The 24,946-nt window shown below is 71.7% G+C and carries 22 protein-coding genes; 8 read left to right on the top strand and 14 right to left on the bottom strand.

Going from position 1 to position 24,946, the window contains the following annotated elements; genetic code table 11:
* The first annotated feature begins 239 nt into the window (after nt 1-239).
* Nucleotides 240-1,718 (top strand): ATP-binding protein, encoded by a 1,479-nt coding sequence (locus R3E98_17270; protein MEZ4425151.1) that lies wholly within the window; start codon nt 240-242, stop codon nt 1,716-1,718.
* A gap of 18 nt (nt 1,719-1,736) precedes the next feature.
* Here the strand turns inward: R3E98_17270 and R3E98_17275 are convergent, their stop codons facing one another.
* The 4 genes from R3E98_17275 to R3E98_17290 form a co-directional block, all read right to left on the bottom strand.
* Nucleotides 1,737-2,402, bottom strand: coding sequence for an outer membrane beta-barrel protein (locus tag R3E98_17275; GenBank protein MEZ4425152.1), 666 nt, complete (start codon nt 2,400-2,402; stop codon nt 1,737-1,739).
* Between the two features lie 81 nt (nt 2,403-2,483).
* Nucleotides 2,484-3,902, bottom strand: coding sequence for a hypothetical protein (locus R3E98_17280; GenBank protein ID MEZ4425153.1), 1,419 nt, complete (start codon nt 3,900-3,902; stop codon nt 2,484-2,486).
* 106 nt (nt 3,903-4,008) lie between these two features.
* Complete coding sequence (locus R3E98_17285; GenBank protein ID MEZ4425154.1) at nt 4,009-4,557, bottom strand: GNAT family N-acetyltransferase; 549 nt, start codon at nt 4,555-4,557, stop codon at nt 4,009-4,011.
* A gap of 54 nt (nt 4,558-4,611) precedes the next feature.
* Nucleotides 4,612-6,144, bottom strand: a complete 1,533-nt coding sequence (locus R3E98_17290; GenBank protein ID MEZ4425155.1) for an FAD-dependent monooxygenase — start codon at nt 6,142-6,144, stop codon at nt 4,612-4,614.
* A 263-nt stretch (nt 6,145-6,407) separates the two neighbouring features.
* On the opposite strand from R3E98_17290, the gene R3E98_17295 reads away from it, so the two are divergent.
* The 5 genes from R3E98_17295 to R3E98_17315 all read left to right on the top strand — a co-directional run bounded on the left by R3E98_17295 (nt 6,408) and on the right by R3E98_17315 (nt 12,602).
* Nucleotides 6,408-7,706 carry an aminotransferase class I/II-fold pyridoxal phosphate-dependent enzyme gene (locus R3E98_17295; GenBank protein MEZ4425156.1) on the top strand — a complete coding sequence of 433 codons (1,299 nt, stop codon included), beginning with the start codon at nt 6,408-6,410 and terminating at the stop codon, nt 7,704-7,706.
* A 4-nt stretch (nt 7,707-7,710) separates the two neighbouring features.
* On the top strand, nt 7,711-8,331 hold the full coding sequence (locus R3E98_17300; GenBank protein ID MEZ4425157.1) for a YigZ family protein: 621 nt from the start codon (nt 7,711-7,713) through the stop codon (nt 8,329-8,331).
* Between the two features lie 146 nt (nt 8,332-8,477).
* Nucleotides 8,478-10,583, top strand: coding sequence for a M20/M25/M40 family metallo-hydrolase (locus tag R3E98_17305; protein MEZ4425158.1), 2,106 nt, complete (start codon nt 8,478-8,480; stop codon nt 10,581-10,583).
* 225 nt (nt 10,584-10,808) lie between these two features.
* Entirely contained in the window at nt 10,809-11,879 is a 1,071-nt protein-coding gene (locus R3E98_17310; protein MEZ4425159.1) for a hypothetical protein, read from the top strand.
* A gap of 318 nt (nt 11,880-12,197) precedes the next feature.
* A complete protein-coding gene (locus R3E98_17315; GenBank protein ID MEZ4425160.1) occupies nt 12,198-12,602 on the top strand; it encodes a hypothetical protein in 405 nt (134 codons plus the stop codon).
* A gap of 25 nt (nt 12,603-12,627) precedes the next feature.
* Here R3E98_17315 and R3E98_17320 read toward each other — a convergent pair whose 3' ends face one another.
* From R3E98_17320 to R3E98_17340, 5 genes are all read right to left on the bottom strand, one after another.
* Nucleotides 12,628-12,867 carry a zinc ribbon domain-containing protein gene (locus R3E98_17320; GenBank protein MEZ4425161.1) on the bottom strand — a complete coding sequence of 80 codons (240 nt, stop codon included), beginning with the start codon at nt 12,865-12,867 and terminating at the stop codon, nt 12,628-12,630.
* A gap of 107 nt (nt 12,868-12,974) precedes the next feature.
* Nucleotides 12,975-13,655, bottom strand: a complete 681-nt coding sequence (locus R3E98_17325) for a hypothetical protein (GenBank protein ID MEZ4425162.1) — start codon at nt 13,653-13,655, stop codon at nt 12,975-12,977.
* Between the two features lie 20 nt (nt 13,656-13,675).
* Nucleotides 13,676-14,686, bottom strand: coding sequence for an amidase family protein (locus R3E98_17330; GenBank protein ID MEZ4425163.1), 1,011 nt, complete (start codon nt 14,684-14,686; stop codon nt 13,676-13,678).
* A gap of 61 nt (nt 14,687-14,747) precedes the next feature.
* Nucleotides 14,748-15,158: a VOC family protein gene (locus tag R3E98_17335; protein ID MEZ4425164.1), complete on the bottom strand. Its 411-nt coding sequence runs from the start codon at nt 15,156-15,158 to the stop codon at nt 14,748-14,750.
* A 133-nt stretch (nt 15,159-15,291) separates the two neighbouring features.
* Nucleotides 15,292-16,407 carry a cystathionine gamma-lyase gene (locus tag R3E98_17340; GenBank protein MEZ4425165.1) on the bottom strand — a complete coding sequence of 372 codons (1,116 nt, stop codon included), beginning with the start codon at nt 16,405-16,407 and terminating at the stop codon, nt 15,292-15,294.
* Nucleotides 16,408-16,601: 194 nt separating this feature from the next.
* Here R3E98_17340 and R3E98_17345 point away from each other — a divergent pair, with 194 nt between their 5' ends.
* Together R3E98_17345 and R3E98_17350 are read left to right on the top strand one after the other, a co-directional pair.
* A complete protein-coding gene (locus R3E98_17345; GenBank protein MEZ4425166.1) occupies nt 16,602-19,100 on the top strand; it encodes an ABC transporter permease in 2,499 nt (832 codons plus the stop codon).
* Between the two features lie 121 nt (nt 19,101-19,221).
* Complete coding sequence (locus R3E98_17350) at nt 19,222-20,346, top strand: NAD(P)/FAD-dependent oxidoreductase (protein ID MEZ4425167.1); 1,125 nt, start codon at nt 19,222-19,224, stop codon at nt 20,344-20,346.
* 22 nt (nt 20,347-20,368) lie between these two features.
* Here R3E98_17350 and R3E98_17355 read toward each other — a convergent pair whose 3' ends face one another.
* From R3E98_17355 to R3E98_17375, 5 genes are all read right to left on the bottom strand, one after another.
* On the bottom strand, nt 20,369-21,976 hold the full coding sequence (locus tag R3E98_17355) for a hypothetical protein (GenBank protein MEZ4425168.1): 1,608 nt from the start codon (nt 21,974-21,976) through the stop codon (nt 20,369-20,371).
* Nucleotides 21,977-22,106: 130 nt separating this feature from the next.
* Nucleotides 22,107-22,640 (bottom strand): GNAT family N-acetyltransferase, encoded by a 534-nt coding sequence (locus R3E98_17360; GenBank protein MEZ4425169.1) that lies wholly within the window; start codon nt 22,638-22,640, stop codon nt 22,107-22,109.
* A gap of 61 nt (nt 22,641-22,701) precedes the next feature.
* The gene (locus tag R3E98_17365) at nt 22,702-23,841 is read right to left on the bottom strand and encodes a glycosyltransferase family protein (GenBank protein MEZ4425170.1); all 1,140 of its coding nucleotides are present in this window, start codon (nt 23,839-23,841) and stop codon (nt 22,702-22,704) included.
* 178 nt (nt 23,842-24,019) lie between these two features.
* Nucleotides 24,020-24,565: a thermonuclease family protein gene (locus tag R3E98_17370; protein MEZ4425171.1), complete on the bottom strand. Its 546-nt coding sequence runs from the start codon at nt 24,563-24,565 to the stop codon at nt 24,020-24,022.
* The gene (locus R3E98_17375; GenBank protein MEZ4425172.1) at nt 24,562-24,921 is read right to left on the bottom strand and encodes a hypothetical protein; all 360 of its coding nucleotides are present in this window, start codon (nt 24,919-24,921) and stop codon (nt 24,562-24,564) included. Before R3E98_17375 ends, R3E98_17370 begins: the two co-directional genes overlap by 4 nt.
* Nucleotides 24,922-24,946 lie beyond the last annotated feature (25 nt).

Below are 24,946 nucleotides of genomic sequence, written 5' to 3' on the forward strand. Positions count from 1 at the left end.
CGGGGGAGGGGGCCACGGAGGCCGTGGGGGCTCCACGGCGTGGGGTCCTCCGAGGCACCGGTGTCCAATTCTGTGGGGGGTGGATGGGTTCCTGGCGCAGTCGGCCGCCGCCTTCGCGGTTCGGGGGCTCGACGGCAACGCGGCTGGACCAGACGCCTTGCGGTGTCGGAGTTCGGCACGCCATATTGATCAGATATAGTTTACTAAATCATGCTCGACCAATTATGCCGATCCACCCGATGGGCGACATGATCGGCCGCGAGGCCGAATGGCGGCAACTGGTGGACTTCGCCACCAGCGGAGAGCGTGCGGCCAGTCTGGGTCTGGTCTGGGGCCGGCGGCGCATCGGTAAGTCCTTCCTGCTCCAGGGCCTGGCCGAGCAGACGCAGGGCTTCTACTACCATGCCGTGCGCGGATCGAGCGGTGAATCCCTGCAGGATCTCGGAAGGCACCTCGGGACGCACGTAAGGTCCATCGCTCCCCTCGCGTTCGGATCATGGGACGACGCCATCGGTGCCTTGATGGACCTGGGGAATCGCCGGGAGACGCTCGTCGTCCTGGATGAGTTCCCCTACATGCTGGAGCACACGCCGGCACTGGACTCCCTGGTGCAGAGGGCGTACGCGCCCCGGGCGGGCACACGACGGGAGACCCGGACCCGTCTGGTCCTGTGCGGATCGGCCCTGAGCGTCATGGGACAGCTCCTCACCGGAACCGCGCCCCTGCGGGGTCGAGCCTCGCTCGACCTCAGGCTGCAACCGTTCGACTTCCGCACCGCGCGTCTGCTGCACGGAATCGATCATCTGGAGACCGCGGTCCTGACCTACGCGGTCATCGGTGGGGTCGCCGCGTACGCTCGGGAGATGGTGGGACACGATCTTCCCACCGGCCCCCACGATTTCGACCGTTGGGTTTCGCTCCGTGTGCTCTCTCCGACCTCACCCCTGTTCGGCGAAGTGGACCTGTTGTTCGCAGACGACCCCACGCTGTCGAAGGCGCGCAAGCCGAACCTCTACCACTCGACGCTCGCCGGTGTGGCACTCGGCAACCACGCCTGGAGTTCGCTGACGAACTACGTGAAGATCCCTGGCGGCTCCCTCTCCAGCGTGGTGTCGGCCCTCGTGTCTGCCGATTTCATCACCGAGGTGCAGGACCCGGTGCGGGACAACCGTCCGACCTACCAGCCGGCCGATCCTCTGATTCGCTTCCACTACACCATCCTCCGTCGCCACCAGGCCAGGTTGCGCCGCCACGGTGCGGACATCGATGCGCTTTGGGCGGAACTCACCCCTACGTTCCGCTCTCAGGTCCTGGGGCCGTGCTTCGAGTCGATGGCCCGGTCGTGGACGATGCACTTCGCCAGCCACGACACGCTTGGAGGTGCACCCGTCCACGTCGGACCCACGACGTTGTCCGTCACCAACGGTGATACCGGCGCGACAGAGCAACGAGAGCTCGACGTGGTGGTGGCGGGTGGAGATGCCGAGACCCCGAGCGGCCGAACGGTGACGGCGATCGGCGAGGCGAAGGTTGGCGAACGGCTCTCACTCCGACACCTGCGGCGACTCGAGGAGGCGCGGAGAGCGCTGGGGGAGACCGCCGCGTCCGCCAAGCTGCTGCTGTTCGGGCAGCACTTCGACCCCGACCTCCTCCGGGCTGACGGGGACCGCGACGACCTGGAGATCGTCGACCTGGCACGGCTCTACGAAGGCGAATAGCGGCGAATCGCCCCGACGCTAGCGCACGATCCTCCCGATCCGGACGAGCGCCTCGAACGTCCGGAAGCGCACGTCGCCTGCCACGCCGTCGAACGCGGTGGTGAGCCGCTCGGTGGCGCGCAGCTCCAGCCCGATCCGGTAGGTCGGCGTGACCTCGACGTCGACACCCGCCCCGGCCGTGGCCCCGCCGCCCGTCACGTGATCGCGTTCGAGGATCTGGTTGAGGACGCCGCTGCGGTTGGAGCGGAGCAGGATGTCCAGCGTGGGCCCCACGCCGATCCAGCCGGTGAGCGGTCCCACCTGCAGGCGCCCCTTGGCCAGCACCGACATCGTCAGGTAGTCGGCGGACAACTCCGTGGCGCCGAGGCCGTCCGGATCCTGACGCTCGTTGTAGACCTCGCCCCCGCGGCGCACGAGGCCCGCCGAGGCCAGCACGGAAAGCGCGTCGATGGACGTACGCGCATCCGCGAAGACGCCCAGGGTCGGAGCTCCGGTTCTACGCGATTCGTACGGGCTTCTCCAGAGGGAGCGGGCGCTGGCGACACCGGCGTAGCCGCCGAGCGTGGCCCATTCACGCGGAAGCTCCTGAGCCGACGCCGAGGGGTGCAGCGTGAGCGCCGACAGGACGAACACCGCGATGCCGAGGACCGGGATGCGGGGAACCAGCATGCGGAGCGGACCCATGAGCGATCGCTGCAACTCGGCCTGCGGTGGATGTCGTCACCGCCGCAGCCCGTACGCGCGGGATCCGACGGTCCGTTGCTCTCACTCGACCGTCAGCGCCACGAAGTCCGGTTGGGTCTCGGTGAGGATCTCGAGGATGGCTGCGCGGTCGTCCGCCGACAAGTGCTGGTAGTCGCCGCTCCGGTCCTCTCCCGTCAGCACGGCGCGCACCCGGTCATAGGCCCGGCGGCGCACGGCGTCCGGCAGCGCCAGGAACGCGTCCGAATGGATCAGGAAGCTCAGCGGGTAGCGGAACACACGGTTGCCCAGGTCCAGATCCCGCAGAGAGCGCCCCTGGCTGTCGTGCGGGCCACGCGTGGCAAACATCTCGGCGAATCCGGACGTGCCCACCACGGGGCCACCGAGCGGAACCTCCCCCACGAAGAACATGGCGCGCACGAGGCGGTCGACGGCGCCGTCGATGCGCATCCGGGTCGCGGGGGTCAGTCCGTCCGTCGGGGGTGCCTCACCGGTGGTCCGGAGCAGGTACTCCTGCTCGCGCAGCGCCGTGGCCGATTCCTGGGCCGCCAGCGCGATCAGGTTGTGGATGCGGGCCTGATGGGCCAGCACCAACAGGGCCACGATGTCGCTGTGCTCCGACAGGTACGGCGTGGTGTCGAATCGGCCCTCGAGCGACGTGACATGCGCTTCGGACGTCAGGTCCTGCTGGGCCAGATAGCGCGCCCGGTCTCCGACCTCGTGGTGCAGGTCGGGCGCCATGGCGTTGCCGGCGTGCGTCGTGTTGCCGGCGGAGCCCGTGACGTACCACCCGCCCCAGCGCGCGTCGATCGGCGTCCGCTCGGTGGTCGGGCCGTCATGCACGTTGGTGATCACGTACCCGTGCCGGTCCGCGAGCACGGACAGCAGCATGAAGCCGGGCACGCCGAACGTGACGTTCCTGGACTCGTGGCACATCAGGCAGGTCGTGGTCTCCCGCGTGAAGGTGGGAGGGCCCTCCGGGTTCTGCGACAGCGTGTAGAACGCGCCGCCCTCGTCCGGATCCACCGCGCCGATCTCCAGGATCGGGCTCTCCTGCACCCAGCCGATATAGACGTCGTCGTTGAAGTAGACCGCGCGCGGCGTCCACGGAGCGATGCGGTCCGTCTGCAGGCTGGTGCGCGAGAAGATCAGGCCCTGCGACTCGATCGGTACGTCCAGCGCTGCGAGCAGCGACGGCAGCCAGCCCCGGATGGAGTCGTAGACGAGCTGGACGTCCCCGCTGGCGAGCCGGCGCTGCAGCCGGACGATGGGATCGTCGAGGCTCGGGGAGGTCGGCGCGTGCGCGACGGGAGTCCGGGGCGTACCGGCGGGGGCCGCGCGCGGGGCGGCAACCGTGGTCGGTGCCGCGGCGACGCCGAGGCCTGCCGCCCCCGGCTCCGGAGTGGACGCGGTGCTGGCGCAGCCGGCCGCGAGCAGCGTGGCGAGTCCGGTCAGGGCGGAGAGGCGGCAGATCGGGCGCATACGGAGCCGGGACGGTGGACAGGGACGCACAGGGCTCATCACGGGAATATGGACCCGCGCGGGTGGCCCTGGCCGTAGGGAAATCTCCCATACAGGGGGGATATTGTCACGCGGGGGTCTGGCCATCGGTCCCCAGTCCGTCGGATCCGTACAGCAGGACCGGCTCCTGCCCCACCTGGACCTCCCCCTCCAGGCGGAAGCCCAGGCCGGTCAGCACCCGGCCCGACGCGGCGTTGCCGATCGAGGTGATGGCCTCGATGCGGGTCAGGCCGAGCGCATGGCGCGCGTGGTCCAGGACCGCGCGCGCGGCCTCCGAGGCCAAGCCCTTCCCGCGCCAGGCCGGCAGCAGCGCAAAGCCCAGGTCCGGGTGGTCCAGGCCGGGACGTCGCAGGATCCCGCAGATGCCGATCGCGGTGCCGCCGGAACGCAGGCCCACACGCAGCAGACCGAATCCATGGGTCTTCCAACTGGCACGCGGGCCGCTGTCCAACCACACCACCGCGCTTTCTTCGTCGCGGACGCCCCGGTCGCCGATCTGTGTCAGGAAGTCCGGGTCGTTCAGGAGCTCCACCAGGAAGGGTGCGTCGGACTCCTGCAGCGGGGTCAGACGCAGGCGCTCCGTGCGCAGCGCGAACGTGGGGTCGAGGGCGGGCATGGCGGACCATCGGGGCGGCGAGGCGGCGGGGCAAGGCGCGCGCTGTCCGCCAGTTCAACCTGTGCCGAGTTGGCCGTTGCGGTTCGTGCCCCCGGGGGCCGCCGGGCCGAACCAGGTCGCGAGCGCTTCGGTGAGCCCCGCCGGGGTCCCCTCTCCCACCCAGGCGACGTGGCCGTCCGGCCGGATGAGGACCGCGTCGGGCGCGGAGACCGGGCCGATCACCGGTAGCACCCACGTGTCCGTGTAGGCTGCGATCACATGCTGCACGCGGTCCGCCCAGGGCGTGATGTCCAGCGTGCCCCTGCGGGCGAGGTCCAGCAGGACGGCACGTCCGCCATGGAGGAAGCTGAACACGCGCCGCTCACCGTGCGACGTCTCGATGTCGAGGTCGGGCATGCGACGTCCGAGCAGGGGATGTCCCTCGCCGAGGTCGTAGCGGATGTCCAGGCCCGACATCCGCCCGGCGAGGAGCGTGCGCGGCTCCTCCATCCGCAGGATGTCGCCCAGGACGGTGGGGGCCGCCCCAGTGCGTTCGTCGTCGCGGTTCAAGGCCACCTGCGCCATCGTCGCCTCGAGCACGCGTGCGCCTACGGGGTGGCGTTCGTCGTGATACGAATCGAGCAGGCGATCCGGTGCGAGGCCCTTGGCCACCAGCGCGAGCTTCCACCCGAGGTTCACGGCGTCCTGGACTCCGGTGCTCAAGCCCTGACCGCCGATGGGGGAGTGCACGTGGGCGGCGTCCCCCGAGAGCAGCACGCGCCCATCCCGATACCGGACGGCCTGCCGCGTCATGTCCGTGAACCGGGAGATCCAGGTCAAGGAGTGGGCGCCATAGTCGGTGCCGCACGCGAGCACCAGCAGCCTCTTGAGGTCTTCCAGCGTGGGCTCACGCGTCGATCCCACATCCGGCTCGGTCACCATGACGCCGATCGGCCCGACCTCCTTGTAGATGATCTCGCCGTTCCGGATCTCGTATTCCTCCCGTCCGAACGCGTGCAGACCCGCCGCGGTGCGGTGCACACCATAGGGCGGCGTCTCCGTCATCTCCACCTCGGCGAGGAGGTTGCTGGTCGTCGCATCCCAGCCGCGGAACTCGATGCCCGCAATCTTGCGCACGACGCTCCGTCCCCCGTCGCAGCCCACGAGGAACCGGGCGCGCATGGACCCGCCGTCGTCGAGCGTGACGTCGACGCCGCGTTCGTCCTGGACGAACCCGTCGACCTCCGACCCGTACAGGATCGGGACACCGAGCTCGGTGACCCACTCGGCGAGGAGGCGCTCGATGTGCTTCTGCCGGAGCGCAAGACCATAGGGGTGGCGGGTCGGGAAGTCGCTGAGGTCCAGGCGCGTGGTGGCGAAGCCCGTGATCTGCGCCGTCTGACCCGCCTCGAGGAACCGCTCCGCGAGGCCGCGCTGGTCGAGGACCTCCAGGGTGCGCGCCGTGATCCCGAGCGCCCGTGAACCGGACAGGGACTGATCCGCCCGCCGCTCCAGGACGACCACGTCGACGGCCGCGAGCGCCAGCTCGGCCGCGAGCATGAGGCCGGTGGGTCCACCTCCGACGATCACGACGGTATGACTCCTCATCGATCCTCTCCGTCCTGGCGAGCGCGCTTCACGTGTGTCCGGGTCGGACCCGCGATCGGGCCGGAAACCCTACCCGATCGGGGACGTCTGGCCGCAAGCCCCCACCCGTGTCATACTCTGACATGGCGGCCGGCCTCGGACCGGTTCCGCCGCGGGTGCCGTGCCACCCGCCTTGCCGCACCTCCCGCCGCGCCTGAACTTCCCGCCCCGACCGGGTCGGCTCTCCGCCGCCCCACCCCCTGAGCAGGACCGGAGCGTCGAGCATGGCGGTGCTGGCCGAGCGACTGAGGAGCCTGGGAACCGAGAACGCGTTCAAGCTGGGCGAGGACATCCAGCGCTGCATCGACCGCGGGCTGGACGTGATCCGCTTCAACCTGGGCGCGCCCGACTTCCGGAGCGCGCCCTACCTGAACGACGTCGCCATCGCCGAGCTGACCGCGGGCAACGCCACCTACTGCGATCCGCAGGGGCTGCCCGGGTTCCGGAAGGCGATCGCGGAGCACGTGACGCGCACGCGCGGTGTGGAGGTGGGGCCCGAGCGCGTGGTGGTCACCCCGGGCGGCAAGCCTCCCATCGGCTACACGATGCAGACGTACGTGGACCCGGGGGACGAGGTGGTCTACCCGAGTCCCGGCTTCCCCATCTACGAGTCCTGGATCACGTTCGTGGGCGCCGAGCCCCGTCCGCTCAAGCTCTCCGAGGAGCGCGGCTTCGCCTTCACGGCGGACGATCTCGCGGCCCGAGTGAGCGAGCGCACCAAGCTGGTCATCCTCTGCTCCCCGTCCAATCCCACGGGTGGCGTGCTCTCCAAGGACGATCTGGGCGCCATCGCCGAGGTGATCCGCTCGCGCTGCTCACCTGACGTGCGCGTCTTCGCCGACGAGATCTACGAGCACATCCTCTTCGACGGCGAGCGCCACGCCAGCATCCTCTCCGAGCCGGGGATGGCCGAACGCACCGTGCTGGCGTCCGGCCTCTCCAAGGGCTTCGCCATGATGGGCTGGCGCCTCGGCTGGGCCGTGCTGCCCACGGCCGCCGAAGCCGCGGTCTTCAAGCAGCTCAACATCAACACGGTCTCCTGCGTGCCGCCGTTCCTGCAGGAGGGTGGACGCGCCGCCTACGAGGACCCGCGCACGGCGGCGACGGTGGCTGCGATGGTGCGCGAGTTCGAGGAGCGCCGGGACTGGGTGGTCCCCGCGCTGAACGCCATCCCGGGCGTGCGCTGCCAGATGCCCAAGGGCGCGTTCTACGTCTTCCCCAACGTGGAGGGCGTGTGCCGCGAGCTCGGCATCTTCGAGGCCTACGACGCGCTCTCCCCGGAGGGCCGCGCGCGCACCAGCCCGGCCGGTATGCTGCAGATGTTCCTGCTCTACCGCTACGGCATCGCCACCATGGACCGGAAGTCGTTCGGGAAGATCGGCGCCGAAGGCGAGCACTACCTGCGCCTGTCCATCGCCAACAGCATGGAAGACATCCAGGAAGGGGTGCGACGCTTCCGCGAGGCCAGCACCGACCGGGCGGGCTTCGCCGCCTTCCTGGCGGAAGAGCGGATGTGGAGCTGATCCCATGGCGGACGGCGACGTCACGGTGGCGCGCGCCGTCCGGGTGGAGATCCCCCGCATCAAGGGCTCGCGCTTCATCGCCGATCTGGTCCCGGTGAGCGACGCGGCGCAGGCGGACGCGGCGGTGGACGCGGCCCGCGCCGCGTTCCCCGACGCCCGCCACCACTGCTTCGCGTGGCGGGTGGGCGCCCGCGGGGACACATTCCGCTTCGGTGATGACGGCGAGCCCGCCGGCTCCGCGGGCAGGCCCATCCTGCAGCACCTCGAGGGGCTGGACGTCACGGACGCCGTGCTCGTCGTGACCCGGTACTTCGGCGGCACCAAGCTGGGCGTGGGCGGGCTGATCCGCGCCTACGGCGGGGCGGCGGCGGCGGCCCTGGAGGCTGCGGAGCTGGTGCCGGTGGTGCACACCCGCAGGGTCGCCGTGGAGCATCGCTACGAGGACTCGGGCGCCGTGGCGGGTTTCCTGTCCGCTCTCGGCGTCGAGCCGACGAGATCCGAGTACGGCGAGACCATCCATCTCGAGTTCGACGTGCCGGCCGCGGACGTGGAGACGTTCGTGGCCGAGCTGACCGACCGCACCGCCGGACGCGTGCGCATCCGCATCCAGGGAGACGAGCGATGAACGAGACGAGCCGCGCGCGCTGCGAAAGACCCCGGACCGCGGCGTTCCCCCGGTCGCGGGGTCGAAACCGTACGCAGGCACAGACGTGGGTCCCGGGGTGGAGGCGCACCATCGGGCTGGCGGGGTGCCTGCTCGTGGGCGGGGGCATGGCGGACGCGGCCTCCGTGGCTGGCCAGCAGCGCATGGATCCGGCCCTGGACGCGCTCGCCGGGTGGGTGGCGCTGGACGTGCCCACCGGCTACGAGCGGCGGGTGGCTCCGGCCCTGGCGGAGGCCCTGGACGGCTGGAGCGCGGACGCCTGGGGCAACCTGGTGCTGCGCACCGGCTCGGGCAGCCCGCGCAGCGTGATCGCCTGTGCGCTCGACGCCCCCGCGTACGCCGCCAGCCAGATCACCGAGGACGGCTACCTGCGCCTGCACCGGATCGGGCGCGGCTCGGACCATCCGCTCTGGGACCAGGCGCACGAGGCGCAGCAGGTGCGGATCCTCACGGCCGACGGGCCGGTGGCCGGCGTGGTGGCCAACGCCAACGGGCACTTCGCCCAGCAGCACCGGGGCGATTCGGCCGTGGTGGGCGCCGACGACCTCTGGGTGGACGTGGGCGCGGAGGCGCGGGAGGACGTGGCGGCGCTCGGCACCGACCTGCTGGATCCCGTGGTGCGGCATTGGCCCGCCTGGGCCCTGGAGGGCGCCGTGGCTGGCCCGTCCGCCGGCGCCCGGGCCGGCTGCGCCGCGGTGGCCACGGTCGCGGAGTCCGCCCGGCGCTCCCCGCCCCGGGGCGAGCACACGTTCGTGCTGAGCGCCCAGGAAGGCCTGGGATGGGTGGGCCTGTCGTCGCTGCTGGCACGCGGGGGCGCCGTGGACCAGGTCGTCGTGGTGGCGCCCGGGGCACCTTCCGCCGTGGCCGAGTCCCGTCCGGCCGGGCGACTCGGCTCCTTCGGGGGCGTGCTGGCGCAGCGCGGCGTCGAGTCCGTGCGCTGGCTGGCGCCCGCCGTGGAGGATGCGGGGGCCCTGTCGGAGCGGATCCGCGCCGAGGAGGCGCTGCGCCTGCGGGCCGCCGTGGCGGAAGCCGCGGGCGTGGCCCTCCCGGCGGGCGCGGCCTGGGTGGACGCTCCGGCCCGCGCGCCCTTCCGGACGACGGGCGTGTCCGACCTGGACGAGGTGGCGGCGCTCCTGGAGCGACTGGTGGAGCTCCACGCCGTGCCCGGCCACGAGTGGGCGGTCCGGCGGGCCGTGCTGGAGGCCCTGCCGGCCTGGGCCCGCGAGCGGGCGGTGGTGGACGACATCGGCAACGTCATCGTGGAGGCCGGGCCCGACCGCGACACCACGGTGTTCATGGCCCACATGGATGAGGTGGGCTACGAGGTGGAATCCGTCGCGCCCGACGGGGTGGTCACCCTGGGGGCGCGGGGTGGGGCGGTGGCGCCCGCCTGGGAGGGCCAGACCGCGCTGCTGCACTTCGACCCGCCCGGGGCGCCCAGCACGGCCTCCGGCCGGGGCGTGGACCCGACCCGGGAGCGCGCCCGCGAGGCGCTCCGCGTGGAGGCGCCCCGGCCGCCGCTCCGGGGCGTGTTCCTCACCCGGGACGCCCCGGCCCGCAAACGGCCGGACGTCATCCAGGCTTGGTTCGGCCTGGACGGGCCCGCCCTGGCGGCGCTGGGGGTGGGGGAGGGCTCCGGCGTGACCAGCCACAAGGAGGGCCTGCGGCTGGGCCGGCACCGCTTCACGGCCCGCGCCCTGGATGATCGGGCCGGCACCACGGCGCTGATCCTCGCGCTGCACCGGATCGATCCGGACGCGCTGTCCCACAAGGTCCTGTTCACCTGGTCGGTGCACGAGGAGGGCGGCCTGCGCGGTGCGGCCGCGATGGCGCGGCGCTACGGGCCCTCCGCCCGACGCATCTTCAGCATCGACACGTTCGTGTCGTCGGACACGCCGCTGGAGTCGCCCCACTTCGCGTACGCGCCACTGGGGCAGGGACCGGTGCTGCGGAGCATCGAGAACTCGAGCGTCGCGCCGGACGAGGTGCGGGCGCGCGTGCGCCGGATCGCCCGCGAGGCGGGCATCCCCCTGCAGATCGGCCTGACCCAGGGCGGCACGGACGGCACCACGTTCACGTTCCAGGGCGCACCCAACGCCGGGCTGTCCTGGCCCGGTCGCTACAGCCACGCGCCGGGCGAGGTGCTGGACCTCAGGGACCTGGCGCGGCTCCGGGATCTGATCGCGGCGGTGGCGAGGGCGGAGGAGGGGTAGGGGAGACTCGCCGTGGGCCGGTGCTGCCCCGATCTGTACCCAGGGAGCCGCGGAGATCCACCCCGGTCCGTCATCATGCGCTTTCGCTCACGTAGCTCCAGGGCCGTCTCGGTAGCCGTCGCGGGCAGCGCGCTGCTCGGGGCCGCCTGTGGGAGGACATCGGGCGACCGAGAAGTCACGCCCACGATCAGATCCGACGCAGGGTTCGACGCCGGAGCCGTTCCCATGTGGCAGATCGGCGATGCGCCGCTGGTGGAGTGGGCGTTCCACAACGACACGCTGCGCGCGCCTGTACACGACAGCCGCGCGGGGATCCTGCTGGACACCGTCGTGGTCCGCGTGTCGGCGGGTACGCGCGATATCGAGATCTTGAGCCCGGACGGCGCTAGGCGAGCCAGCGGTCGCTTTGGTCGCGCGTGGGGCCTGGGACGGTATCGGGGCGACTCGATCTGGGTCATGGAGTCTCCCGACCAGGACTCCGGGGATGGGGCGGTGGTGTCCATCGTGCATGGCGTCGAGGGCGACGCGAGGACCTTGCGTCTGCCCACGGATCGCGCCTGGAGCACGCCCGTCGCGTTGTGGGATGGGCATTGGGCCACCTTCGTAGAGCGCGAAGACGTCCCGGCGGACGCAACGGCAGGTCTGACGACGGCCTTGCCCGGACGGCTCGCGTTCTGGGACGCCGAAGGGACCCGCGTGACAGAGGACCGGCTCCTTCCGATGGGATCGCGCGTGCGACGGGACAACGGGCGGCTGATCCCGGGGCCGGTCTCACCACGTGCGACGATCGCCGGCGCGGGGCGGGACGTCTATTGGTTCTGGCCGCGCTCCGCTTCCTACCTCCGCATCGGGATCCCTGGGGTGGCCGAGCAGCATGTGGCGTGGCAGCGGCACGGACGGCCGGTGGAGCAGGCCCTTCGAGACAGCATCCTACACCTGGTACTTCGGCGAGGCAGCGCGCGGGAAGGGCCAGCCAGCGCGGAGGAGGAGCGCCTGAGCCGCCAGGAAGAGAGGCTCCCCGAGTACGGAACCGGACCTCTGGCCCGCCCTCTCGTCGATGCCTGCGGCGCGGTTTGGCTGCCCGAGTACACGTTGCCCGGGCTGGAGCCGGCTCGCCGTTGGCTGATATTCAGTCGAGACGGGCAGGTGATCGGTCGCGCCCTCGTGCCGTCCGGCTTCGTCCTGCTCGACGTCCGCGCGGACCGTGTCCTCGGCGCGCTGCTGCGGGAGCGATGGGACGAACACATCCAGATCAGGGCGCTCGATCGCACGAGCGAATGCGAGCCTTCCAGTTGAAGGGCTGGGGCGCGCTCGCACTGGGGTTGACGCTGTCCGCCTGCGCCGGGGAACGGCAGACGACAACGCAGACCTCCCCCCCATGGCGTGCGACCATGGACTGGGAGTTCGGCCTGACCGACTCGACCCTCCTGGGCTCGGTGCAGGCGGTGGCCGTGTCGGAGAGCGGTCGGGTAGTCATCGCCGATCGGATCGCCCATCCCCGTCTGGGCGGTCAACGCGGAGGGTCGGGTCGCCTTCGCCTACTCGACCGACGACCGTGTCCAAGTCACGGATCCCGACGGAGTTGTTGCCGCGAGCGTCCCGACGGGCATTCCGGTGACCGAGCCGACGTCGGAAGACGTCGTCGCCCTCCACGATCTCCTCGACCAGCGTGCGGAGCTCGGCCGGATCCCTCGGAGCTTCCTGCCTCTCCTGGAGATCGCCATTCCGGAGCGGCTTCCGGCCTTCTTGGGTATGGCCTGGGGCCCCGGCGAAACACTCTGGCTCCAGGCGGCGCGTTCCCCCTCCGAGCTGGACCCGGCTCTCGATAGCTTCGAGGCGTTCGGCGGTCAGGGCGGAGCCGAGTGGGTGGTCATCGACCTCGCGACCGGAGCGACCTCACGGGTCGATCTGGGCGTACCACTGTGGCCTGCTTCGCTTCGAGGCCCCTATCTGGTGGGCGTCGCGCGCGATGGGCTAGGCGTCGAGCGGATCGTGCGGTTCACCCTCTCCCGTCCCTGATCGCCGGCAGCGCACGAAGAACGCCTCAGGCCGGTCGTCCGCAGGCGCACCCCGCTCCGCACCCGGTCGACGGCACGGCGGCGCCGGGCGTCATCGGCATCGAGGGGCTGAGCAGCTTCTCCACGGGGGCGTCGGCGGGCGTGTCGCCCAGCGGCGTGCCGGAGCGGGAGGCGAGCTCCCCCCACGTGGTCAGCACCTCGGACATCCCGTGGCGGACCTCCAGGGTCTGCGCGTTGGCGTCACAACGGTATTCGTAGTACGGCATCGGAACCTCTCCTGCGGGGTGACTCCCGGGTCTACCCGGCCTCTGCACGGATCGATCCGGGGCGGGGGGGGGCTCCTCGCGATCCGCCGACTGCGCCCCGAGCCGCGCTACGGCAGCTCCGGCGGCGGCACCCGCCGCCGCGTGGCCTGCTCGAACGCGTAGGCCAGCTCGATCAGCCGGGGCTCGCTGCAGGAGGCACCGTTGAAGCCCACGCCGAACGGGGCGGGCCGCGGCTCGAAGCCCGCGGGGAACGGCGGCCCGCCGTCGTTGGGCACGAATCCGAACGGGACCACCACGATGGGCGTGCCCGAGCGCGCGGCCAGACCGGCGCCCCGGCTGCCGGGCGTGAGGATCGCGTCCAGGTCGTGGGTGGCCAGCACGGCGTCGATCCCGCGTTCGCGGCTCAACAGCGCGTCCTTGGCCATGTCGGCGTCGTTGCGGGCGCGATCGGCGTCCAGGTCCATCTCGTCGGAGATGTCGAAGCGGGACTGCTCGTACTTCATGGCGCCGGCCGCGCGGTGGGCCAGGTTCCATTCGCGCAGCTCCGTGAGCGTGTGCACGGGTGCGGACGGGCCCAGGCTGGCCAGCCAGGCGTTGAAGTCGCGCTTCATGCCGTACTTGAAGTTGACGGAGCAGTCCTCATCCGCGCCCCGGTGCTGCTCGCCGCCCACGCAGAGATCCCACGCCGCGAAGTTGGCGTCGGGATCCGGATCCACCAGGCTGGGCAGATCCGCGGGATCGACGATCGTGGCGCCCGCCGCGCGCAGCGCCTCGATCGCCTCCGCCATCAGCGCCGCCTCCTCCGCGCTCAAGCCCCCGCGCGAGGCGCGCTCCCCGTCCAGCGTGATCGCGTCGTAGTAGAACGCGCGCGGGATGCCGATGCGCGCGCCCTGAGGCCGTCTGCGTTCAGGAACGGGCGGTAATCCCGGTCGGGCGGAGGTGCGCACACCCCGGTGGCCGCGTCGTTCGGGTCCGGTGCGGCGCTCTCCAGCCCGCCCAGCAGGAGGGCGGCGTCGGCGACCGTGCGCGCCATCGGGCCCGCCATGTCGTGATCCAGCGTGACCGGCGCGACGCCGTGGCGGCTGATGCGACCGAGCGTGGGGCGGATGCCCACCAGCATGTTCGCGTTCGACGGGCTGATGATGGAGCCGCCGGTGTCCGTGCCCACGTTGCCCAGCCAGAAGCTGGCGGCCGTGCCGATGCCCGAGCTGGAGCCGCCGGTGGACAGCACCGGCCGCCCGTCGAAGCGGTCCGGGCGCGGATCGCGCCGCGGATCGTACGGATTGAACCCGTAGCCGGTCAGCGCGTTGTAGTTGCCCGGCATGGCGTTCGGCGTGCCGGCCATGAAGTTGGCGAACTCCGTCAGCCCCGCTTTGGCGATGATGATGGCTCCCGCCTCCCGCAGGTTCGTGGTGAGCGTCGCCTCGTAGGGCGGCACGTACCCTGCGAACGCGAGCGCGCCTCCGGTGGTGGGCAGGTGCGTGGTCTGGATGTTGTCCTTGAGCGCCACCGGGATCCCGTGCAGCGGTCCGCGCACGCGGCCGGCCGCACGCTCCGCGTCCAGCGAATCCGCTTCCGCCAGCGCGCGCGGGTTCACCGACACGGCGGCGTTCAGCCGGTCCTCGTAGGTGCCGATCCGCGCCAGGTGGGCCAGCACCAGATCGTGTGCGGTGAGCTCCCCCCGCTCCATGGCGGCCTGCAGATCGGGGATGGTGGCTTCCACCACGTCCACCGGCGGCCGCTCGCGGGGCGACGCGGTGCAGCCGCCGACCAGCAGCAGGGCCGGCAGGAGCGGAGAGACGGGTGAACGCGTGCGCATGGCTGGCCTCGGGCGGTTCGAGCGTTGCGACGGGCGATCGCGGAGAACCCGCGCTCCGAGGTCAGCCCCCGAGCGGAGTGGACACGCCCAGCTTGAACCCGTCCAGGTCGTTGAACTGGAACATGCGAGCCCCCCACGGTTGATCGGCCGGCTGGCTCAGCAGGGCTCCGCCCGCTGCCTCGATGCGGGCCGCGGCAGCATCCACGTCCTCCGGGCTCGCCACGTTGATCTGCAGATAGAAGCCCTGTCCCTTGATCCGGTCCCACCCGAGCTTGCCGTCATCCTGATTGAGGACGATGCGGCAATCGCCCGCTCCCACCACCGCAGCGGCGACCTTCCCTTCGTTCTCGAACGACTGGAACAGCGCAAAGCCGATGGCGTCCCGGTAGAAGCGGATCGACGCCGGCAGGTCCTTGCAGGTGATCGAGCAACCCAGGTTGGTCGCGTGGATGGCCGCTGCCGTGACGGTCATGGAGGTCTCTCCGGGCGTGTGGGGGAGTTCGAAGCCGCGCTGTCGGGGGGCGCCCACGAGCACGCGCGAGAGTCGCGCCGGAATAGTCGAGCCGGCCCCAGGGGCCGGCAAGGCCCCGGCGCGGCGCCGCCGGTCAGGCCTGCACTGCGGCTGCGTGCTCGAGCGCCTGCGCGAAGTCCTCCAGCAGATCATCGAGGTGCTCGCACCCCAGGCTCAGGCGGATGAAGCCGGGTCCGACCGGGTCCCCACCCCACCGCGCACGCCGTTCGCCGCTCGTATGTAGCCCTCCGAAGCTCGTGGCTTCGTGGATGAGGGCGGAGGATGCGAGGAAGGCGTGCGCGGCCGCGGCGCTGCGCAGCTCGAACGACACCACGGGGCCGAAGCGCTGCATCTGCGACCGGGCCACCTCGTGGCCCGGGTGATCGGGAAGCCCCGGGTACAGCGTCTGGAGAACGTCTGGTCGCGCCTGGAGCCAGGTCGCGACGCCGAGCGCGTTGGCGCACATCCGCTCCAGGCGGACATCCAGGGAGCCCAGCGACCGGTGGGCCAGCCACACCTCCATGGGCCCGGCGATGGCGCCGGTCTCGGTGCGCCAGACGCGCAGCCGCTCGGCGTGCGCGGGATCGCGCACGGCCACGTGGCCCAGCACGACGTCGCTGTGACCACAGAGCGCCTTGGTGTCGGACGCCACCGACACGTCGGCGCCGAGCGTCAGCGGCGTCTGTCCACCCACCGTGGGGGTGGTGTTGTCGACCACGAGGAGCGCGCCGGCCTCGCGCGCCGCGGCGGCCAGCGCGCGGATGTCGTAGACCTCGAGGAGCGGATTGCTGGGCGTCTCCACCCACACCACCTGCGCCCCGGGGAGGGCCGCGCGCAGGGCCGCCGCATCCGCCGCGAGGACGACGTCGATCCCGCGCGGGACCAGGTGACGCTGCGCCACGCCGCGCGCCGTGTAGTAGGCGTCTCCGGTCATCACCAGGCGCGCGCCCGGCCCCACCAGGGTGGCCATCACCGCGTACGTGGCCGCCATCCCGGAGGGGAACACCAGGGCGGGGCCTCCCTCCAGCTCGGTCAGCGCGGCCTCGAAGGCCGACCAGGTCGGGTTGTGGAAGCGGCCGTACTGGTAGGGTGCGCTGGCGGGGTCCCCGGCCAGGTGGAAGACGGAGGCGAAGGTCGGCCCGGGCAGGAAGGGCGCGCCCTGCGAGGCCGGTGGGGCTCCGGCGCGGACGATACGGGTGGCGTCACGCATGGGGACTCGGGTGGAAGACGCGAGCCGCGCGCGCTGCGCGGCCCGCGGCCAGCTTCGCCGCCGGTCCCGGCGGTCCGCAAGGTGGTTCTGCAACCTGGCGGGGTCGGATTCCGTCCTAGAAGGGACGAACGCCCGTTCGCCGTCGGCCGCCCGCCGTCGGCGAGCCGCCTCTTCCGGCTGCCGATCCCGCATCCATGGCCGACCTGAAGCTCGCCCTGCGCACGCTCGCCCGGACTCCGTTCGTCACCGCGGTGGCGGTTCTCTCGCTCGCCCTCGGGATCGGCGCCAACACGGCGATCTTCTCGATGTTCGACCAGATGCTGCTGCGCCCGCTCCCGGTCCAGGAGCCGGATCGGCTGGTCAACCTCGCCAACCCCGGGCCCAAGCCGGGGTCCACGTCGTGCAACCAGGCCGGAGACTGCGACGAGGTCTTCAGCTACGAGATGTACCGTGACCTGGAGCAGGCCGACATCGGCTTCTCCAGCCTGGCGGCCCACGTGCTCTTCCAGGCCAACCTGGCGATGGAGGGCCAGACGCTGAACGGCGAGGGGCTCCTGGTGTCGGGCTCCTACTTCCCCACGCTCGGGGTCACGCCGGCGCTCGGGCGGCTCCTGTCGCCGGAGGACGACCGGACCATCGGTGGCCACTACGTGACCGTGCTGGGCTACGGGTACTGGCAGCGGCAACTGGGCGGGGACCCGTCCGTGCTGAACAAGACGATCGTCGTCAACGGCGAGACCCTCACGATCGTCGGGGTGGCGCCGCGCGGATTCGGCGGGACCACCTTGGGAGCGGTGCCCGATCTCTACGTCCCGCTGACGATGCGGGGCGAGATGCAGACCTTCTTCAGTGGCTTCGACAACCGCCGGAGCTACTGGGCGTACGTGTTCGGGCGCCTCCAGGACGGAGTGACGCTGGACCAGGCGTCGCTGCGTGCCAATGCCGTCTATCGCAACATCGTGCGCGAGGTGGAGGCGCCGCTCCAGACGGGCATGAGCGACGAGACCATGGCGCGCTTCCGCGACAAGGAGCTGGTGCTCGAGGCCGGCACCCGCGGCCAGAGCTCCCTGCATGGAGAGGTGCAGACGCCCCTGGTGCTCCTGATGGTCATCACGGTGATGGTGCTGCTCATCGCCTGCGCAAACATCGCCAACCTGTTGTTGGCGCGCGGTGCGGCCCGCAGCCAGGAGATGGCCATCCGCGGATCGTTGGGCGGCAACCGTGTCCAGCTCCTGCGCCAGCTCCTGGTGGAGTCCGTGCTGCTGGCGCTCCTGGGCGGCGTGGCCAGTCTGCTGGTGGCACGCTGGACGCTGGCCTTCGTGAGCTCGATCCTGCCGCCGGAGGCATCCAGCGTGGTTGCGGTCGAGCTCCGCCCCATGGTGATCCTGTTCGCCGGGGTCATGTCGATCGGGACCGGGATCCTCTTCGGGATCTACCCGGCGTTGCACAGCACCCGACCCGACCTGGTGACGCTGCTCAAGTCGAATGCCGGGCAGCCGTCCGGATCACGGGCGGCCGCGCGCTTCCGCTCCTCGCTCGTGACCGCCCAGCTCGCATTGTCGATGACCTTGCTGGCGGCTGCGGGCCTCTTCATCAAGAGCCTCACGAACGTGAGCCGCGTGGACCTGGGCCTGCGCACGGACAACATGGTGCAGTTCTCGGTCTCGCCCGTGCTGAACGGGTACGAGGCGGAGCGCTCCCGCATCCTCTTCGAGCGCATCGCCGAGGAGATGGCGGCCCTGCCCGGCGTGAGCAGCGTCTCCAGCTCGCTCGTGCCCGTGCTGGCGGGCAGCAACTGGGGGACCGACGTCAACGTGCAGGGGTTCGAGAACGGACCCGACATCGATTCCAACTCGCGCTACAACGAAGTGGGAACCGACTACTTCGCCACGATGGGGATCGCGCTGCTGTCCGGGCGTGAGTTCACGCTGGCGGACGGGCGGGACGCGCCCAGGGTCGCCGTCGTCAACGAAACGTTCACGCGCAAGTTCGGGCTGAACGGCGCCGAGGCGGTGGGCAAGTTCATGGCCAGCGGCGGAGACGACGAGCTGGACACCGAGATCGTGGGCGTGGTCGCGGACGCCAAGTACAGCGAGGTGAAGGACGAGATCCCCCCGCTGTTCTTCCGTCCGTACCGTCAGAGCGAGAACACCGGCTTCCAGACCTTCTACGTGCGCACCGACGGCAACCCGGACGCGGTGCAGGCGTCGGTCCTGTCCGTCCTGCGTCGCCTCGACCCCAATCTACCGGTCGAGGAGCTGAAGACGCTCGACCAGCAGCGGAAGGAGAACATCATCCTCGATCGACTGATCGGGATGCTGGCCGCGTCCTTCGCGGTGCTGGCCACGCTGCTCGCCGCCGTGGGGCTCTACGGCGTGCTGGCGTACACGGTGTCCTTGCGCACGCGGGAGATCGGGCTCCGGATGGCGCTGGGAGCGGACCGCGGCCGCGTGCGCGGCATGGTGCTGCGCCAGGTGGCGCGCATGACGGTCATCGGGGGCGTGGTGGGCATCGTGGCCGCGGTCCTCGTGGGCCGCGCCGCCGGCTCGCTGCTCTACGGGCTGACGGGCTCCGATCCGCTCGTGATCGGAGCCGTGACGCTCCTCATGGCCGGCGTGGCGTTGCTCGCGGCCTACCTGCCTGCAGCGCGCGCCTCGCGCGTCGATCCCATGGTTGCGCTCCGCTACGAATGACCGGAAGCTCCGGAGCGGTCTGAGCGCGCGCTCGCGGGCCTGTCGGCTCCTGGGTGCGCGCATCGCCCGCGTCCCCGTCGACCGGAGCCCGATGTCTGCCTCACCTCCCCCCGTCGTCCGGGTGTCCACATTGATCGTGGGTGCCGGCCCGGCCGGGCTCGCCGTGGCGGCCGGGTTGGCCGCGCGCGGCCGCCCGTACACGATCGTGGAGCGCGGCGCTCGGGTGGCGGAGTCGTGGCACCACCACTACGACCGGCTCTGCCTGCACACGGTCAAGGAGCTCTCCGCCCTGCCGGGCCTGGGGTTCCCGGAGCACTATCCGCGGTACGTGCCCCGCGAGCAGCTGGCCGCGTACTACGGTGCGTACGCGACGCACCATGGGATCGAGCCCCGATTCGGCGTCGAGGTGACGGCCATCCTACGGTCGGGCAGCGGGTGGCGCGTGGAGGTGGCGGAAGGCGCGGCCTTCGACGCGGACGCGGTGGTGCTGGCCACGGGGGTGAATCGCGTCCCGGTCCGCCCCACCTTCAGGGGTGAATCCTCGTTCCAGGGCACGATCGAGCACAGCCGGTCCTACCGGAGGCCCGATCCCTACCGGGGCCGCCGGGTGCTGATCGTCGGGATGGGCAACACGGGCGCGGAGATCGCGCTGGACCTCTGCGATGCCGGCGTCGACGTGGCGCTCTCCGTGCGCGGGCCCGTCAACATCGTTCCGCGTGAGGTGTGGGGGCGTCCCACGCAGCGTACGGCCATCCTGCTCGGGCGGCTGCCGGAAGGGCTCGGCGATCGCCTGGGCGTGCTGCTCCGGCGCCTGACGGTGGGGGACCTGTCCCGCTGGGGCATCCGCACCCCCGCGCTTCCTCCGGTCCGGCAGCTGCGGCTGCAGGGCAAGACGCCCGTGATCGACCTGGGCACCGTGGCCCACATCCGCGCCGGTCGCATTCCCGTCCATGGCGCCATCGATCGATTCGTCCCGGAGGGCTTGACCTTCCAGGGCGGCCGCACCGCTCCGTTCGACGCCGTCCTGCTGGCCACCGGGTACCGCCCTGGTGTCGAGTCCTTCTTCGCAGACACGGACGGCTTGTTGGACCGCAACGGTCTGCCCGGCTTCGTGGTGGGGACGGGGCGGTGGGAGGGGCTGTTCCTCGTGGGCTTCGACGCGTATCAGCCCGGGGGCGTCCTGCGGACCATCGTCGGGCAGTCCAGAGCCGTCGTGGAGGCGTTGGACGCGCGCGGCGTCGGCTAGCCGCAGGCGCGCGTCGCTCCCTCTAGCCGCGACGCCCCGTACGCGCGGCCCGCGTGCGCGCCAGCTCCTCCTCGAACGCGATCACCTCGAAGTCGTCCTCGAAGCCCACCCGATCGGGCGAGGGCAGGTAGCGCTCCACATCCGCGCGGCCCAGCTCGCGATCGAAGGCGGCCAGCTCGCGCTCCGCGGCCTGCGACGCGTCGTCCGCCGTGGAATACACGATGTCCCCGGGCCGGCGCTCCTCCAGGCGGAGCTGACGCCGCACCGCCTCCGCAGCCTTGAACTCGTCCAGGACCGCCGGGAACCGGTAGGCCACGGTGCCATCCGCGCGCGGCGCCACGTCCGCCTCGAATTCGGCAGCGAGCCGCTCCAGCTCGCGCTGCACGAGCGCCGGCTCCACCGCGGTCTTGCCGATGCGCGCCTGCACGTGTGCCACGGCGTCCGGGAGCGCGATGGGGTCTCCGCGGCTCAGGGATTCCCCGTAGACCAGGCCGAGCAGCAGACGCCGCACGTTGCGACGCTCCCGCGCGCGATTCTCCCGGCGCACGCCCGCCCAGCGCAGCAGCGGGACGGACAGGAAGAGCAGGCTGAACACCACCGGCACGATCACGAGCCCGATCCAGGCCGCAGTCCCTCCGATCCCGAGCTGCGGGAAGATGAAGGCGGGCGCGGTGGCACCAGCGAGCAGGTTGAAGCCGCCGATGCCGGCGATCAGCGCGTCGGTCTTCTTCTCGTTGCCCGTCAGCTCGAGCGGGTACTCGAGCCGCTGCCACGCGGGGTTCGGCTCCGTGGCGCGCACGCCGCCGTGCGCGCTCGTCATCACCTCGGGGAAGACGTACACCAGCTCGCCGGATGTGGAGACAGCCGGCTCTCCGGCGTACGCGCCGAGCAGCCGCCCCATCTCCTCCTCCGCGGCGGGCCGCTCCAGCGCCGTGTGCTGCATCAGCTCCGCCGTGCTGATCGCGCCCTTCCGCGCCCGGATGAGGCGAAGCACGCTGCGGTCCAACTGGGCCTGCGTGGGCTCCGGCCGGTCCGGTCCGAACACGAACGCGAACACCTTCTTGTAGAACGGCACCCGGTCCTCACGGTCCAGGGTGCGCTCCCAGCGCCGCCCGTAGTACGGGCGTCCGATCCGCCAGCGCGGTGACCAGATCCAGTAGAGGAACCAGAGATTGCCCATGGGGAAGTGGCCGTGCGGTAGACCCCGGCCCCGACCGCGGCCCCCGCCGCGCTGATCGTCCCCCCGCGACAGCATCGCTGCGAGCGCGGCGAGCAGCAGTGCGACGAACACCACCAGGTAGACGACCAGCATGAGCACGATCCAGACCTTGAAGGCCTGGGAGACGAACGCGCGCACGGCGCGCCCGAGGCGCTGCAGCGCCGGCACGTGATCGCGCCGCAGGAGCCGGGGCTCGAACCGGTAGATGAGCTCTCCGGAGTCGGAGACCTCGAGATGGCCCTGGCGCGTCTCCAGCAGCGCGCGCAGGTCGGATTCGACCGCGTCGCGGGCCAGCCCGGTGGCCGCGACCACGTCTCCGACGGTGGCACGCCCGTCGAGCTCGCGCAGCGCGCGCACGACCTCGGGTGGGGCTGCAGCACGGGAGGGGGCCAGCTCGGTCGTGGGCGTCACGGCACGCGATCCGGAGGAAACGAGAGGATGCCTTCCGTACCCGTCCTTCGTTGGTGCGGTCCGGAGAATCCGGAGGATGCGGGAGGATGCCTTCGGTACCCGTCCGACCGTGGCGTGGTCCGGGATGCCGTCAGCGGCCCAGCAGCGCCTCGAAGTACAGGAGCGCGACGCCGCCGTGGACTCCACCCCCCACGGGACGGAAGTCGCAGCGGAGGTAGAAGGGACCCGCGCCGGCCGGGTCGTCGTACGCGTCGAGGCGCAGCGCGTCGGCGCCCAGCCGGGTCGCTGCCGTCCGGGCCGCCGCCATCAGGGCGGAACCCACGCCGCGCCGCTGCGCCTGCGGAGCGACCGCCACGTCCACGACGTACAGCGGCGCGCGCACGGGTGTGAACCGCGCCGGATCGATCGTGACCGGCTCGACCTCGGTGAGCCGCAGGCTCCCCACGACGCCCTGTCCGCTGCGGGCCACGAGCACCGTCGACATCTCGATGCCGCGCAACGCTGCCGTCTCGCTGGCGGCGCGTGACCAGGGGCCGCTGCCGTGGCGCGCGGTCAGATCGTCGGCGGCGGCGCGGGCGACGCGCGCGACGGCCCGGGCGTCCGCCTCGATCGCGCGGTCCACGACCACGTCGGTCGGCCCGAGGCCGGTGCGGTGCGTCTCCATCCGGAACGATGGTGTGGATGCCGCGCGCCGGGAAGGCATCCGGTCGGATGCGACCGGCGCGTCACTCCGCGCGCGCGGTCTCCGCCCGTCCGGAGTCTGCCGTCCGTGCACCCGCAGCGTCCTCCAGCACGGCCCGGATGCGTTCCCCTCCGCGCTGCACCCACCCGCGGAACTCCGTGGAGACATCGCGGTGGTCCGGCAGGTACGCGAGGAAGTCGTCGAGCGCGAATGTCCTGCGCGCGATCCCCGCACCCGCGGCCACGGCCTCGCGGGCGTTCCAGGCCTGTTCCACCTGGTTGCCGGTCGGCACCACCAGGACCGGCTTCCCGAGCCAGAGGGCCTCGGCCACCGACTCGAATCCGGCAGTGCCCACGAATCCCCGGCACGTGCGCATCAGCTCCAGGAAGCGTGTGTCCGACAGGCGGTGGAACGTCAGATTCGCGTGCGGCCTCTCCTCCTCGGGAGCGCCGGGCCGGTCCCAGAAGGCGTGGACGAGCACGTGTCGGTTGCGCTCGTGCCAGCGGGCGATCGCGTCCCCATAGCCGTCGTTGACGACGTAGACCAGGAGGTGATCGGCCGTCTCGACCGGCGCTTCGCGCACACGTCTCCGCAGCAGCGGAGGCACCACCCGCGTATGTGGCGTGGGGCCGTCCGGCAGGTCGCGGAAGGACAGGGCCAGCCGGGGCGTGGCGCCCGGCGCGGAGGCCCGGTTGAGCAGCCGGAACGTGGCGAGCTCGAGCGGTCGGAAGGGGGGTGCGGGCGTGCCGGGATGACCGAGCAGGTACTGGTGCGCCACCGAGACCACGGGGATCCGGCCGGACCCCAACGCCACGCCGCCCAGCGCATCGTAGAAGTTGACGACCAGATCCGGTCGCAGGTCCTCCACCTGTCCACGGATCCACTCCACCGCGCGGCGGTACGCGCCGGCGCGCGCCAGGTTGTAGAGCGTCGTGCGCGGTACCGACACCCCGGTGCGGTCCGGACCTGGAACCGTCAGGGGCGACGGGAAGCGCACCGGCTCCATCTGCATGCGCCGCGCAAAGTAGTCGGGAAGGGGTCGGCGCTCGCCGCCACCCACCAGCAGGCCGGTGACGTGGTGGCCGGCCTCCTCCAGGAGCTCCTTCAGGGCGAGCGCCTGGCTCAGATGGCCACGTCCTTCCCCCTGGACCACGAAGACGATGCGGTACGAGCCGTTGGACATGGAGGCGCGTGCCGGTGCCGGGGCGTGCGTGAAGGAGCGGGTTGCACCTGGAGCTTCGCGTCCGTCCGCGGCGGGCGGCAATGCGCGCGCCGCGGTTGCGGCACGATGGTGACGGGCCTGCGACGGGTCGGTTACGCCCGCCCGGTCCCGGCGGGGCCCGGAGCCCGCGGGGTGCGCCTCAGCAGCGGCCCTGGCGGTGGTCGGCCGGCCGACACGGCGGCTCGGCCGCTCCCCAGAATCCGAGTCCGCCGCTGCGGGCCCGCGTCTGGGCCGCGGTGAGAAGCTCGACGTAGCGGACGTTGGGCGGCACGGTGGTCACGAAGGCCACGCCCGACTCGACCAGCGCCAGGTTGACGAGCGTGCGCTCGCGCCAGACGTAGGCGAGCACGCGCCCGTATCGGTCGCGCTCGGCGACGTCGAGCTCCAGCAGGACCGTTGCTCCTTCGGGGGCCCACTGCGCCAGCGCCGCGGTGGCGTGCGCCCCGTAGGGCGTCTGCGTGCGTTCGGGTGCGTCGATGCCGATGAGACGGACGCGTTCGTCGTCGTCACAGACCAGCGTATCGCCGTCGACGATGCGCTCGACGAGGCAGGGGCGGGTCGGAGCGTCCGGTGCGGGGGCCGCCGGCCGCGTCTGCGCACCCAGCTCGACGGGACCCGCCAGCAGCACCAGCACGGCGAACCGCCGGAGTGCCCGGTGGGCGTCGCGCCCTCCGCGCGGGATCACGCGTCGGCGAGCCGGGTGAATCCGGTCGAGCGGGGATCGCGGGGTCTTCCTCCCGCCAGCTGATCCAGGAAGACACGCTCGCGCTCGCTCAGAGCCATCACGCCCCGCGCGGCCACGACCGCCAGCAACCGTTCCACCTCCTTGCGGTTCAACGGGTGCAGCTGGGCGAGGGGGATGCCCTGCCAGTGTTCGCGTTGCTCCCGCTGGCGCGCGAGCGGAGACGTGAACGTGGAGTTGGGGGCTTCGACCCTCCGGTTCTGGAGCTTCCGGCGGCGACGCCGCCGGCGCACGACGCCCACGACCAGCACGGCGGTCATGGACGCGATCAGCAACGAGAGGATCCAGATTCCGGTCATGGCCCTGCGTGAAGCGGGTGCGGAG

The sequence above is a fragment of the Gemmatimonadota bacterium genome, assembly GCA_041390125.1.
Taxonomy (GTDB): Bacteria; Gemmatimonadota; Gemmatimonadetes; order Longimicrobiales; family Gaopeijiaceae; genus JAGQIF01.